The organism is Cereibacter sediminicola (assembly GCF_007668225.1).
GTDB lineage: Bacteria > Pseudomonadota > Alphaproteobacteria > Rhodobacterales > Rhodobacteraceae > Cereibacter_A > Cereibacter_A azotoformans.
In genome coordinates this window covers 51392-64070 of sequence record NZ_VDEK01000010.1, presented here as the reverse complement: position 1 = coordinate 64070, position 12679 = coordinate 51392, and the positions used below count along the sequence as shown (strand labels likewise).

Sequence of the window (12679 nt, the reverse complement as noted above, 5' to 3'; positions counted from 1 at the left end):
GCGCGCGGCGTCTGGGGCTGCGAATGTTGCGATGAATTGGAGAGGGTATTCATGGATCTCGACGAGCTTTACCGTCTGCTGCGCATCTCGCATGTGCAGGCGCAGGGGATCGTGGACACGATCCGCGATCCGCTGCTGGTGCTGGCCGGCGATCTCACCGTCATCAGCGCCAACCCGGCCTTCTACCGCGCCTTCGCGACCGACCGCGACAGCACAATCGGCCTGCCGCTCTACGAGCTTGGCAATGGCCAGTGGAACATCGACGAGCTGCGCCTCCTGCTGGAGCGGGTGATCCCGCACAGCGCCTCGGTCTTCGACTACGAGGTGCAGGCCATGTTCCCGGGCGTGGGCCCGCGCACCATGCTGGTCAGCGCGCAACGCCTCATCCATCCCGACAATAGTCAGCGGGTGCTGCTCCTGACCATCGTGGACGAGACGACCCGGCGCCGGAAGGAGGAGGAAAAGAACATCCTCATCGGCGAGCTGGATCACCGGATCAAGAACCTCCTGTCGGTGACGCAGGCGCTGGCACGGCAGACCGAGACCGCCGGCCGCACCGCCGAGGAATATCGCGACGCCTTCCTCGGGCGGTTCGAGGCGCTCGCCCGGTCGCTCGACGTGTCCTCGCGTGAAAGCGCCGCCCGGCTTCCCGATCTCGTGCGCGCCGTGATGGAGCCCTACCTTGCGGAAGGGACGAACGTGTCGGTGGCCGAGGCGCCCTCGGTCGCGCTGCGGCCTGCCCACGCGATGTCGCTGGGGATGATCCTGCACGAGCTGGCCACGAACGCGGCCAAGTACGGCGCCCTGTCGGTGCCGGAGGGGCGCGTCAGCATCGAGTGGGAGCTGGGAACGGACGAGGATGGCGGCCCCGACATCCGCCTGCGCTGGCAGGAACGCGGCGGTCCCCGGCCCTTGCCACCCGAATCGGTGGGTTTCGGCACCCGGATGATCCGTTTTGCAGCCGAATTCGAGCTGGGCGGCTCCGTGGAACTTGACTACGCCTCCGAGGGTTTCATGGCTCTGCTGAGCTTCCCGCGCCCGCGATCCTGACCGGAGTTGAAGATGACGAACGGGACGACCTTACCCCCGGCAGGGGGGCTCCTCGTCCTGATCGTCGAGGACGAGTTCCTGATCGCGTTCGACATGCAGATGATGCTGGAGGAGGCCGGCCATTCGGTCATCGGCCCTGTGGCCACCGTCGCAGAGGCGCTGCGCCTTCTCGATGGCCACCGGCCCGATGCGGCGACGCTCGATCTGAACCTGCGCGGTCAGCTGGTCGTGCCGGTGGCCCAGCGGCTGCAAAGCCTGAACATCCCCTTCGTGCTCGCCTCGGCCTACATGACCCGCGAATTCGACGGCAGCGAGGTTCTGGCCGAGGCCGAGAACATCGGCAAGCCGATCCAGAAGCGCCGCCTGCTCGAGGCGCTGCAGCGTGTGACGGGCACCGCCTGAAGCGGATCAGGCGGCCGCAGGCCGGCCCTCCGAGACCCAGGCGCGGGCCTCGTCCAGCGCCTCGATCGGGAAGGTGCGCGCCTCGACCGGGATGATCCCGTCAGCGAGGTTGATCAGCGCCCCGGCCCAGGCGGGCGGCGCCACCACGGCGTAGCGGCGCACCTTGCCCCAGGACATCAGGCCCGCCCGCAGCCCTTCCAGATCCAGCGCGGCCGCGGGCGTAAGGCCGGTGAAACCGGGCAGAAGGATCAGCATGTCCACCGTGTCGAACCGCTCGAAGGCCGCCAGCACGCTTTCGGCCATGCGGCGGATCTCGGGCTGGCCCACATGGCCGCCCAGTTCGAAGACGAGGGTCGTGGGGCGGTCGCCCGCCGGCTGCCGGAGCCAGCCCTCACGGTTGCGGCTGCGCGCCAGCCAGGCGGCGGCGGCCGCGGCGAGGCCACCGATCAGCAGGACGGGAAGACGAGAACGCGCCATGACGGGGCTCCGGTTGCGGGATGGAGATGAACGCCCGAGGAGGACCGACGGTTTCCCGCCGAGGGCTGCCGCATCCGGAACATGCGGACGCGCTCGCGGTTCCCTCATGCCGCGCGCCCCGGGCCAAGTCCCGCCGCGGTCTGTCGCTGCGCGCACGGCCGATGGCCGTGGCGGACGCAGCCCCATCGACGCAGCCCCATCAAGGAGATTTGCCATGGCCCTCGCCGTCATCACCGGAGCCGCAACCGGCATCGGCTTCGAGCTTGCCCGCCTCTGCGCGGCCGACGGGCACCGGCTGGTGCTGATCGACCGCGATCCCCGTCTCGCCGCCGTGGCCGAAGAGCTGTCCGCCGAGGCCCTGCCCTTCGATCTCGCCACGCTCGAAGGCATCGACGCGGTCTGCGCGCACCTTGAACGCGAGCCGGTCGAGCTTCTGTTCCTGAACGCGGGCCGGGGTCTGGGTCATGCCTTCCTCGACCAGCCCGAGGACGAGATCCTCGATGTGCTCGACACGAACGTGATCGGCACGGCCCTGCTGGCACGGCGTCTCGGGCCGGGAATGGTCGCGCGCCGAACGGGGCGGATCCTCTTCACCGGGTCGATCGCGGGCACGATGCCCGGCACCTTCCAGGCGGTGTACAACGCCACCAAATCCTTCGTGAACTCGCTCGCCGTGGCCATGGCGCACGAGTTGCGCGACAGCGGCGTGACCGTGACCTGCCTGATGCCGGGCCCCACCGACACCGCCTTCTTCGAGCGCGCGGGCCTCCTGAACACCAAGGTCGGCCAGGCGGACAAGGACGATCCGGCCGAGGTGGCCAAGGCCGGGTATGACGCGATGCTGAAGGGGCGCGAGCAGGTCACGCCCGGTCTGGCCAACAAGATCCAGAGCACGGCGGCCGAGATCCTGTCCGCGGGTGTCGGCGCCGAGATGCACCGCAAGATGGCCGAACCACGGGAGTGACCCGGTTCCATCGGGCCGAGCGCGCGGTGTCTAGCGGCCGGCGTGACCGTGGCGGCCGATCGGCAGCATCATCGGCCGGCCCGTGATCGGGTCGGCCATCGTGCGGCAGGGCAGGCCGAAGACGGCCGCGACCATCGCCTCGGTCAGCACCTCCTCCGGCGGACCGGCGGCATGGACCTGCCCACCGGCCAGCGCCACCAGCAGATCGGCATAGCGCGCGGCCAGGTTGAGGTCGTGGAGCACCATCACGACGGTCGTGCCCTGCGCGCGGTTCAGGTCGGTCAGAAGGTCCAACACCTCGATCTGGTGCGCGATGTCGAGGAAGGTCGTCGGCTCGTCGAGCAGCAGAAGCCCCGTCTGCTGGGCCAGCGCCACCGCGATCCAGACGCGCTGGCGCTGCCCCCCCGAAAGCTCATCGACCGCGCGCTCGGCCAGATCGGCCGTGCCCGTGGCCTCCAGCGCGGCGGCCACGGCGGCATCGTCGCCGGCGCTCCAGCGCGAGAGCATCCCGTGGTGCGGGTGCCGCCCGCGGCTCACGAGGTCGAGGACCGTGATCCCGTCGGGCGCCAGCGGCGCCTGCGGCAGCAGGCCCATCGTCCGCGCCAGCTCCCGCGGGGGGATGCGGTGCACCGACTTGCCGTCGAGCAGCACCTGCCCGGCCGCGGGCGCCAGCAGCCGCGACATCGTCCGCAGCAGCGTGGACTTGCCGCAGGCGTTGGCGCCCACGATGGCGGTGATCCGTCCCGGCGGCACGGTCAGGTCGAGCCCCCGCAGCACGGGGCGCTCGCCGTATCCGGCATGGATGCCGCGGGCCACCAGCCTGTTCGTGGTCATATCGAGCCTCCCGTCCGGTTCACGCGGACGATCAGATAGATGAGGTAGGGCGCACCGATGGCCCCGGTGACGACGCCCACGGGGTAGCGCCCGGGCAGCAGCACCTGTCCCGCGTAATCCCCCAGAAGGACCAGCGCGGCGCCGATCAGGGCGGCGGGGACGAGGATCGGGCGCCCCGGCGCCGAGATCCGCGCGGCGATCGGGCCTGCCAGAAAGGCCACGAAGGCGATCGGCCCGGTCACGGCGGTGGCGACGGCGATCAGCCCCACGACCGCAAGCATGATCAGCAGCCGGCTGCGCGCCAGGGGCACGCCGAGCGCCGCCGCCTTGTCGTCGCCCAGGCGCATCGCCTCGAGATGGCGGCTCTGCCCGAGGAGGAGCGCCCCGAAGACCCCAAGCGACAGGAGGGGCGGCACCGCATCCGAAAGGCGCGCGCCGTTCACGCTGCCGGTCAGCCAGCGCAAGGCCTCCTGCAGGCTCCATTGCGGGGCCTTGAGCAGGAGGTAGGCCGTCACGCTCTGGAGCATGGCCGACATGCCGATCCCGACGAGGATCAGCCGCGCGCCTACGACACCGTTCCGCCAGGCGAGCAGATAGATCAGAAGCGCCGTGCCGAGGCCGCAGGCGATGGCCGAGACCGAGACGGCCGGCCCGCTCCAGCCCAGCACGACGATCGCGAAGACGGCCGCCGCGCTGCTTCCCGCGGTGATGCCGATGATGTCGGGGCTGGCGAGCGGGCTGCGCAGCAGGGTCTGGCAGGCTGCACCTCCCAACCCGAAGGCAAGCCCGGCAAGCACGGAAAGGACGGCGCGCGGCAGCCGCAGCCGACCCACGGTGAAGGAGGCTCCGGGCACGTCCTGTCCCATCAGCACGCGCACCACATCGAGCGGGGGCACGCGCGACTGCCCGACGCTCAGCGTCAGCGCGACCCCTCCGATGAGCAGGGCCAGCAGCCCCAGCCCGAGCCACAGGCCGCGCCGCAACCGACGGCGCCGGTGGTCCGCGATGCGGCGGACGAGATCGGCGGAGGGCACGCTCACAGCTCGCGGATCCTCCGGCGCCGGACGATCCAGATGAAGGCCGGCGCACCGGCAAAGGCGGTCACGATGCCGACGTCGAGTTCTCCGGGACGGGCCGCGATGCGGCCCAGCACATCGGCCAGCGTCAGCAGAAGCGCCCCGGACAGGGCGGCGAACGGCAGCAGCCAGCGGTGGTCGACGCCGACCATAAGGCGGCCGACATGGGGCACAACCAGCCCGACGAAGCCGATCGGTCCGCAGATCGCCGTTGTGGCGCCGCAGAGCAGGACTGCGCCTGCGGCCGCGATCAGCCGGCTGAGCGCCACGGGAACCCCGAGCCCGGCCGCCGTATCGTCCCCCAGCGCGAGCATGTTCAGGTTGCGCGCCGACCAGAGGCTGATGGCGCCGCCCGCGACAAGGAAGGGCAGCATGGCCGCCAGGCCATCGCCGCTTGCGCCACCCACGCCGCCCACCTGCCAGGACTGCACGCTGCCCGCGATGTCGCCCCGCGGCAGGATGATCGCCATCGTCAGCGAAGAGACCGCGATCGAGGTGGCGGCCCCCGCCAGTGCCAGCTTGAGCGGTGTGGCGCCCCCGCGGCCGAGCGATCCCACCGCATAAACGAAGCACGACGCGGCCCCCGCGCCGAGGATCGCGCTCCACAGATGGGCCGAAAGCGTCTCCATCCCGAACCATGCCATACCCAGCACCACCGCCATCGCGGCGCCCGCATTGACGCCCAGAATGCCGGGATCGGCGAGCGGGCTGCGCGTGACCCCCTGCATGACGGCTCCCGAGAGGCCAAGGGCCGCCCCGGCCAGCACGGCCAGCAGGGTGCGCGGCACCCGAACCGCCACGACGGCCTCGCCGATCGTCTCCGTCCGTCCGGCGAGCCCTCCCAGGATGTCCGGCCCGTTCACCCCGCGCGTTCCCACCGTCACCGACAGCGCGCAGGCCAGGACCAGCCCCGCGGCCAGCAGGCCCAGCCAGACGAGCCGGCCCCGGCCCGACCGCCGCAGCGCCGTGGGGGATGGCGATCCGTGGCTCATTTCACCCGACGCGCGGCCTCGGCCAGCCGGGCCACATAGTCCTCGAGAACCCACGGGATCGAGAGCGGCGTCGGATTGGCCGCCGTTCCCACCGGATCGTTGCCCAGCAGCACGAGCGCGCCGTCCGACACCGCACGCATCCGCGAGGTCAGCGGGTTCTGGCGCACGCGCTCGAGCAGCGCCGCGCCGCCATAGGTCACAAGGATGTCCACATCGTCGAAACTGTCGATCCGTTCGGCACTGACTTCCCCGGAATAGCCGCCGCCGGTCGAGGCGTCGCGCACGCTCGCGGGAGAGGCGAGGCCGAGATCCTCGAAGAACTTCACCCGCGTGTCATTGACCGAATAGAAGCGGATCACGCTCAGGTCGCGAATGTCGAGATGGGTGACGAACATCGCCGTCGTGCCATGAAGCTCGGGATGGCGGGCGGTGACCTCGGCGATCTGGCCCTCGATCCGGGAGATCAGCGCCTCGCCCTCGGCCGCGAGACCCATGGCGGTCCCGTTCAGCCGGATCATCTCGCGCCAGTCGGTCGCCCAGGGGGCGTCACGATAGGCGACGACCGGGGCGATCTCGCTGAGAATGTCGTAGTCGGACTGGCTGAGACCGGAATAGGCGGCAAGGATCACATCGGGCTCGCTGGCCGCCACGGCCTCGAAGTCGATCCCGTCGCCCTCATCGAACAGCCGCGGGGCCTCGGCGCCAAGATCGTCGAGCCGCCCGGCGACCCAGGGCAGCAGGCCGTCGCCATCATCGTCCCCGAAATTCGCCCGCGCAAAGCCCACCGGAACCACGCCGAGGGCGAGCGGCACCTCATGGTTGGCCCAGGAGACGGTGGCCACCCGCACAGGCCGCTCGGGGATGGTGGTCTGGCCGAAGGCATGGTCGAGGGTGAGCGGAACTCCTGCGCCCCGAGAGGGGACGCGACGACGAGCACGAGGGCGGCGGAGGAGAGGAGATGACAGGCCATGCGCCGGGCTTTCCACCCTCGCCCTGCCCCGTCAAGTCTTTGGGAGGCGGTTCATCCCCCCGGCAGGCGAACTTTCCAGCGAATCCGACAAAACACTAGGATTATACAAGACGGGGCTTGCCGCCTTCCTCTAAGGGTGCCTGCAGGAACGTCCGGCATATCCGGCCGGAGCGTCTCGACATGCCGGGCATCCGGCGCAGCCCGGCGATCATCGCCGGATACAGCCAGCTGATGAGGGTCATGCGACCGGCGTCGGGCCAGCGGAAAATCGACACAACCTTTGGAAGCACTTATGACCCCTCGACCCGAGGCCACCGCGCGCGCCCGTTCCCTCCCTCGCTGCCTGAAGGCCCTGCTACTGGGGTGCTCGGCTCTGGTGACATTGCCGGGCGCCGCACCCGCGCAGGACGCCTAACCCCAGGACCCCAACGCCTACCGCCTCTCGCCCATCATCGTCGATGCCGGCGCCGCGGCCGATGACGACGCCAATTCCATCGTCGCGCAGGAGCTGTGGGTGGGCGGAAAGGTCGCCACAAGCCTCCTCGACACGCCCGCCTCGGTCTCGGTTGTCACGCAGAAGGAGATCCGGCAGCGCAACGCGACGACGACCGAGGAAGTACTGCAATATTCCGCCGGCATCGTCTCGGACTACTACGGCAGCGACGACCGCAACGACTATTTCCTCGTCCGCGGCTTCCAGGCCTCGACCTACCGCGACGGCCTGACCCTCGGCTCGATGCGCGGCGTGCGGGAAGAGCCCTTCGCCTACGAGCGGGTCGAGGTGCTGAAGGGCGCCAACTCCACCCTTTTCGGCGTGTCCGATCCCGGCGGATCGGTGAACTTCGTCACCAAGGCGCCCCAGTTCGCCCGCTTCGGCGAGATCTACGGCCAGATCGGCACCCAGGACCACAAGGAGATCGGCGTCGATTTCGGTGACGTGCTGAACCCCGATGCCACGCTCGCCTACCGCTTCACCGCCAAGGTCAGGGACAGCGCGCTCGACTACGACACGTCGCGCGACGATGAAACCTTCCTGATGGGCGGGCTGAGCTGGGCGCCGAGCGACGCCACCACCCTCTCGCTCATCTTCGACCATCTGGACCGCGACGGCACGCCCAACAGCGGCGGCTACCCGCTGGATCGCGAGTACGACCGAAGCAACTTCTTTGGCGAGGCCGGCTTCAACGACCATGACGTCGAGCGCGACACGCTGACCGCGATGCTCCGGCACGAGTTCGGCGGCGGGCTGAGCCTGAGCGCGAACCTGCGCTACAGCGACCTCAGCGACGACTTCGGCTACATCTATCTGTCGGATTTCGCGGGCCGAACCGGCACGGAGCTGTCGCGCTTCTACTTCGGAACCGACAGCACCGCCGAAGAGCTGATCGGCAACGCGATCGTGCAGTATGACACGAGCTTCGGCTCGACTGACAGCAGCACGCTGATCGGGATCGAATATCGCGATGCCTCGACCAGCCAGAGCTCCTACTACGGGTCCGCGGGCGTCATCGACATCGCCACCGGCATCGCGACCGGCGTGCCGTCCGCCCTTGCGCCCTACGAAGAGCGCGAGAGCAACTACAGGACGAAGTCCCTGTTCCTGCAGCAGAACCTGTCCTTCGCGGACCGGATCGTCGCCACGGTGGGCCTGCGCCACGACTGGCTGGATCTGACCACTCGCGGCCAGAGCTCTGGCGTGGCCTTCGACGATGCCGACGACTTCTCCGAGACCTCGATCCGCGGCGCGCTGACCTACAAGATCACCGACGAGATCTCGACCTATGTCAGCTATGTCGAGTCGGTGGCCCCGCCCGCGATCGGGGTCGAGCCCGAGCGCGGCGAGCAGTATGAGCTGGGCGTGAAATATCAGCCGGCGGGCATGAACGCCCTGCTGTCGGCGGCCATCTTCGATCTGACCAAGAACAACATCACCATCCCGGTCGTCATGGATGACGGTATGATCGAGCGGCAACTGATCGGCGAGACCCGCGTGCGCGGTTTCGAGATCGAGGGCAAGGCCGAGATCGCCGAGAACTGGGACGTGATCGCCGCCTATTCCTACCTCGACGCCGAGGCCACTCGGGCCGTGGTGCGCGGCACCGACGTCTCGGGCAACCGCTTTGCCAACGTGCCCGAGCACATGGCCTCGCTCTGGGTGAACCGCACGCTGCCGGCGACGGACGGGCGCGGCGAGATGACCTTCGGGGTCGGCGCGCGCCATGTCGGGTCCTATCACTACGCGCTGCAGAACAACACCGGCAAGAGCGAGGCCACGACCCTCTTCGACGCGGCCTTCAGCTACGAGATCGCCGAGAACACCGGCATGGGCATCAATGTGAGCAACCTGTTCGATGACCAGCATGTCGTGGGGCGCGGAACGGCCGACTACTACAACCCCGGCCGGACGATCACCGCCACGCTCCGCCGGACCTGGTGAGGTGCACCGCCCCGTCCGTTCCCTCGCGGATGGGGCAGCGGCACGGCGCGGCTAGCGCTGCGCCTCCATCAGGCGCGCCCGGCGCCACGCGCCGGGCGTCTCTCCCGTCACCTGCCGGAAGACGCGGGTCAGGTGCGCCTGATCGGTAAAGCCGAGACGGCCCGAGACTTCGGCCACGCTGAGGCCGCTTGCCAGAAGATCCTGGGCCAGTTCCACCCGCTGCCGCAGCTGCCATTTCAGCGGCGTCTCGCCGGTCGTGTTCTTGAAGAGCCGCGTGAACCAGCTTTCCGACAGGCCGACGCACTCTGCCATGTCCGCCACCGACAGGCTCTGTCCGCCTCCCTCGTGGAACCGGGCCACAAGCCTGCGCATCTGCCCGCGCGTCAGCCGCCCCTCGGCACCTCCGGGCCCTGCGGACTTGCCAAGATCCAGGACCCCCGTGACCAGCGCGGACACGAGGCTCTCGGCATGAAGGGGATGGCGATCGGGCGCGCAGGTCTCATCGACGACAAGCCTGGCCAGCGTCTCGACAAGGGGTTCTGCCCCCGTCTCGACCGGCCGCGCGAGGATGTCGAGGGCCTGCGCGCGTCCCACGGCTGGCGCCAGCATCTTCAGCAGCCGCTCCTGCTGGAGATGGATGTCGAGATGCGAGAAGCTGTGGTCGGCCGTGAACCGCGTCCACATCGGCAGACCCGCCGGAACGAACAGGACACGCTCCAGCGGTCGGCTTGAGCGCAAGTCGCCGCTGTCGGTCGACATCAGGATCGAGGAGACATCGTTGAAGAAGACCATGATCCGGGGCCGGTCCGAAAGGTAGTAGCCTCCCGCACCGCGCTGGCCCGAAGCCTCCCAGAAGACGCTCGTCATGCCGTCGAGGAGACGCCAGCGGGCCGGGCCCCTGGCGCGGATGCCTTCGGTCTTTCCGACAAATTGGTGATGAAAGCTCATCCAGCTCGGGCTCCGCAATCGCAGAAGGGATCATGGGCTGGCTGGCGGACAGGACCTGCGGTCATGCCCGGTGGCTTTTCGGCCCGCAACCACCGGAGGCGGCCGCCACCGGGGCACGCAGGGCCTGTCATTTCATGAAGGGCAATGGGCAGCGCGTCAAGGCTCGGGGCCCGCGCAGCACTTTCGGGCAGGCCAGGGGCCAGTGGCGCAAGAGCGGCGCGCCCGCACGTTTCGCCCGTGGGGGCACGCCCGCGCCGCCCGAGCCTTCGGACGGCGCAATGTTTCCAGGTCGGTCCCCGATCAGATCCGGCGCGGACCTCGGCTGCGCGGTCGCGGCCTACTCCATCTTCCCGATCGACCAGAACAGCGTCTCGCCCGAGCTGTCGTCGGTGCCGTCGTTGTCGGTCACGACCCAGCCCTCGCCGGCGGCGTCGATGGCGAAGCCCTCGACCTTGTCCACCACATAGCCGTTCAGCACCTTCAGATCGGGGATCAGGTCGCTCACCGTCTCTTTGGTGACAAGCGGCAACTCACCCCCCAGCGGCGCGGGCTTCAGCTCGGCCAGCGCGACGCGGGTCAGCTTCTTCACCGCGGCCCTGTCGGCGATCTGGTTGTCACGCTCGATCAGATAGGCCCAGTCGCCATGCACCGTGATCTCGGACAGACCCATCCAGGCGCCCTCGGCCGGCGCATCCAGCGGATAGCGCACCGCGCCCCAGCTGTCCGCCTGCGTGTCATAGGCCAGAAGCTTCACCTGACCCTTGGGGTCGTCCTTCCACTCGCGCTGCACCGCCATCCAGAGCACCTCGCCCACGCGCGTGATCCCCTCGAGGCCGAAGCGCGTCTCGCCGGCGAGCAGCTCGGCGGGCAGCGGGATCTCTTTCCGGATCTCGCCCTTGCCATCCACATGATAGAGGGCATGCGGCACCAGCCGGTCGCTGCGCCCTTCGGAGGCCAGCCAGAAGCCGCCCTCGCCATCCGTCGCGATCCCTTCCAGATCCAGCTTCTGCGCCGGCTGGCCCGACCGAAGGACGGGCAGGCTGTCCACGATCCGCGCCGGCTTCTGCGTGGCGTCGATCCGGTAGATCGTCGGCGCCATGCCGAAGACGCTGTCGGAAACGGCAAGAAGGTCGCCCGGCCTCTCGCCCGCGGCCAGCCCCGAAAGCGCGCCCCAGCCAATCAGCGGATCAGAGCCTTCCGAGGTGAGCATCGGATAGGCCGCAGGCCCTTCGGCACGCTGGTAGATCATCACATGCGCGGGTGCGAGCCCGTCCTCGCGCAGGTCGGCCTCGTTCGCGGTCACCAGCAGGTTGCGCGACGGGATCGCCACCAGACCTTCGGGCGAAACCCCTGAGGGCAGCAGTTGCAGAAGTTGCGGGGCGGTCAGGTCGCTCAGGTCATAGACCGCCACGACCGAGCCGCGCTCGGAGGCGACGAAGGCCAGGGGCGTGCCGTCGAAGGTGGCCACCTCGACCGACTCGATCTCGACCCCCTTCGATCCCGACCGATGCTCGGGGTAGTGGCCGATCGCGGCGATGGCCCGTTCGAGGCTGGCGCCCGACTCCCAGACCACGGTGCCGTCCTTGTGGAAGATGGTCCAGCCGCGCGAGCCGCCTTTCCAGTCGCCCTCGTTGGCCGTGGCGAAATGGTCGGCATCGATCCACTTGATGCCATCGGGTTCGCGCAGGCGGCCCGGCTGGCTGGCGGTGAAGCTCATCGCGCCGTTCTTCCTGGTGTCGATGCCGTCAAGATCGACGGCGCCGGCGGAAAAGTGGCTGATCGCCCCGTCGGCGCCGATCACCACGATCTCGTTGTTCTCCTGCAGGGTGACCGCGATCTCGCCCGCCTCATTGATCGAGACGAACTCGGGTTCGGGGTCTTCCGGGGCGATGGCGGCAAGCCCGGTCAGGTCGATCTTCTCCATCGCGGCGCAATCGGCCTCGCCGTCGCGGATCGGCAGCTTCACCACGAAGCCCGCGGGCATCTGCGGCAGCGCGCCGTCGTTCAGGTCCTCGTCGCGCTCGTTCTCGATGGCGATGGCGAGGAACGAGCCGTCCGGCGCCTTGGCGACCGAATCCGGCTGCCCGCCCAGATCGCAGCTGGCCACTTCCGCGCGTCTGGCAAGATCCACGGTCACCAGCCGGCCCGAGGGCGCGGCGAAGCTCTCCGAGGTGTTCACGGCGGCAAAGACCCGCTGGCCAAGGATCACCGCCGTCGTCGGCTCGCCGCCCATGGCGATCGTGCCCAAGGGCTGCGGCGCCGCCGGGTCGGTGATGTCGATCAGCCCGATCGCGCCCAGCGGGCTGTCGGTATAGACCAGCGTCAGGCCGTCCTCGGACGCCGAGACGATCTCGGCCGAGGAGGGGCGGGTCCGGTCCTCGCCTTCGACCATGTTCCGCGGCGTGGCAAAGCTTGCGATCCGGTTGAAGCTGATCTCGGCGGCCGCGGGCAGCGCCACGCCAAGGGCGACGACGGAAGTCATGGCGGCGAGTGTGTAGGTCATCGGGCATCCTGTCTCGAAACGGTTCC

At 69.3% G+C, this 12679-nt stretch carries 9 protein-coding genes and 2 pseudogenes; 4 read left to right on the top strand and 7 right to left on the bottom strand.

Annotated elements, in window-relative coordinates:
• Positions 1 to 51: 51 nt before the first annotated feature.
• Positions 52 to 1050 (top strand): HWE histidine kinase domain-containing protein, encoded by a 999-nt coding sequence (locus tag FG154_RS09070; RefSeq protein WP_145106790.1) that lies wholly within the window; start codon positions 52 to 54, stop codon positions 1048 to 1050.
• 12 nt (positions 1051 to 1062) lie between these two features.
• Positions 1063 to 1452, top strand: coding sequence for a response regulator (locus FG154_RS09065; protein ID WP_145106788.1), 390 nt, complete (start codon positions 1063 to 1065; stop codon positions 1450 to 1452).
• Between the two features lie 6 nt (positions 1453 to 1458).
• Here FG154_RS09065 and FG154_RS09060 read toward each other — a convergent pair whose 3' ends face one another.
• Positions 1459 to 1929 (bottom strand): SpoIIAA family protein, encoded by a 471-nt coding sequence (locus FG154_RS09060; RefSeq protein WP_145106785.1) that lies wholly within the window; start codon positions 1927 to 1929, stop codon positions 1459 to 1461.
• Between the two features lie 214 nt (positions 1930 to 2143).
• On the opposite strand from FG154_RS09060, the gene FG154_RS09055 reads away from it, so the two are divergent.
• Entirely contained in the window at positions 2144 to 2893 is a 750-nt protein-coding gene (locus tag FG154_RS09055; RefSeq protein WP_145106783.1) for an SDR family NAD(P)-dependent oxidoreductase, read from the top strand.
• A 30-nt stretch (positions 2894 to 2923) separates the two neighbouring features.
• Here FG154_RS09055 and FG154_RS09050 read toward each other — a convergent pair whose 3' ends face one another.
• From FG154_RS09050 to FG154_RS09035, 4 genes and pseudogenes are all read right to left on the bottom strand, one after another.
• Positions 2924 to 3727 (bottom strand): ABC transporter ATP-binding protein, encoded by an 804-nt coding sequence (locus FG154_RS09050; protein ID WP_145106781.1) that lies wholly within the window; start codon positions 3725 to 3727, stop codon positions 2924 to 2926.
• Complete coding sequence (locus tag FG154_RS09045) at positions 3724 to 4761, bottom strand: FecCD family ABC transporter permease (RefSeq protein WP_145106931.1); 1038 nt, start codon at positions 4759 to 4761, stop codon at positions 3724 to 3726. The genes FG154_RS09050 and FG154_RS09045 overlap by 4 nt, the downstream gene beginning before the upstream one ends.
• A 2-nt stretch (positions 4762 to 4763) precedes the next feature.
• Complete coding sequence (locus FG154_RS09040; protein ID WP_186312322.1) at positions 4764 to 5795, bottom strand: FecCD family ABC transporter permease; 1032 nt, start codon at positions 5793 to 5795, stop codon at positions 4764 to 4766.
• Positions 5792 to 6765: pseudogene (locus FG154_RS09035) on the bottom strand (iron-siderophore ABC transporter substrate-binding protein). The gene FG154_RS09040 and the pseudogene FG154_RS09035 overlap by 4 nt, the downstream one beginning before the upstream one ends.
• A 292-nt stretch (positions 6766 to 7057) precedes the next feature.
• On the opposite strand from FG154_RS09035, the pseudogene FG154_RS09030 reads away from it, so the two are divergent.
• Positions 7058 to 9202: pseudogene (locus FG154_RS09030) on the top strand (TonB-dependent siderophore receptor).
• A gap of 51 nt (positions 9203 to 9253) precedes the next feature.
• Here the strand turns inward: FG154_RS09030 and FG154_RS09025 are convergent.
• Positions 9254 to 10150 carry a helix-turn-helix domain-containing protein gene (locus FG154_RS09025; RefSeq protein WP_145106779.1) on the bottom strand — a complete coding sequence of 299 codons (897 nt, stop codon included), beginning with the start codon at positions 10148 to 10150 and terminating at the stop codon, positions 9254 to 9256.
• 337 nt (positions 10151 to 10487) lie between these two features.
• Positions 10488 to 12653, bottom strand: a complete 2166-nt coding sequence (locus tag FG154_RS09020) for an esterase-like activity of phytase family protein (RefSeq protein WP_145106777.1) — start codon at positions 12651 to 12653, stop codon at positions 10488 to 10490.
• Between the last annotated feature and the right edge of the window lie 26 nt (positions 12654 to 12679).

Bases quoted from the DNA above. Each gene is read 5' to 3' on its own strand.
- FG154_RS09060 (WP_145106785.1), bottom strand. From the start codon at position 1,929: ATGGCGCGTTCTCGTCTTCCCGTCCTGCTGATCGGTGGCCTCGCCGCG.
- FG154_RS09070 (WP_145106790.1), top strand. From the start codon at position 52: ATGGATCTCGACGAGCTTTACCGTCTGCTGCGCATCTCGCATGTGCAG.
- FG154_RS09020 (WP_145106777.1), bottom strand. From the start codon at position 12,653: ATGACCTACACACTCGCCGCCATGACTTCCGTCGTCGCCCTTGGCGTG.
- FG154_RS09055 (WP_145106783.1), top strand. From the start codon at position 2,144: ATGGCCCTCGCCGTCATCACCGGAGCCGCAACCGGCATCGGCTTCGAG.
- FG154_RS09025 (WP_145106779.1), bottom strand. From the start codon at position 10,150: ATGAGCTTTCATCACCAATTTGTCGGAAAGACCGAAGGCATCCGCGCC.
- FG154_RS09040 (WP_186312322.1), bottom strand. From the start codon at position 5,795: ATGAGCCACGGATCGCCATCCCCCACGGCGCTGCGGCGGTCGGGCCGG.
- FG154_RS09065 (WP_145106788.1), top strand. From the start codon at position 1,063: ATGACGAACGGGACGACCTTACCCCCGGCAGGGGGGCTCCTCGTCCTG.
- FG154_RS09050 (WP_145106781.1), bottom strand. From the start codon at position 3,727: ATGACCACGAACAGGCTGGTGGCCCGCGGCATCCATGCCGGATACGGC.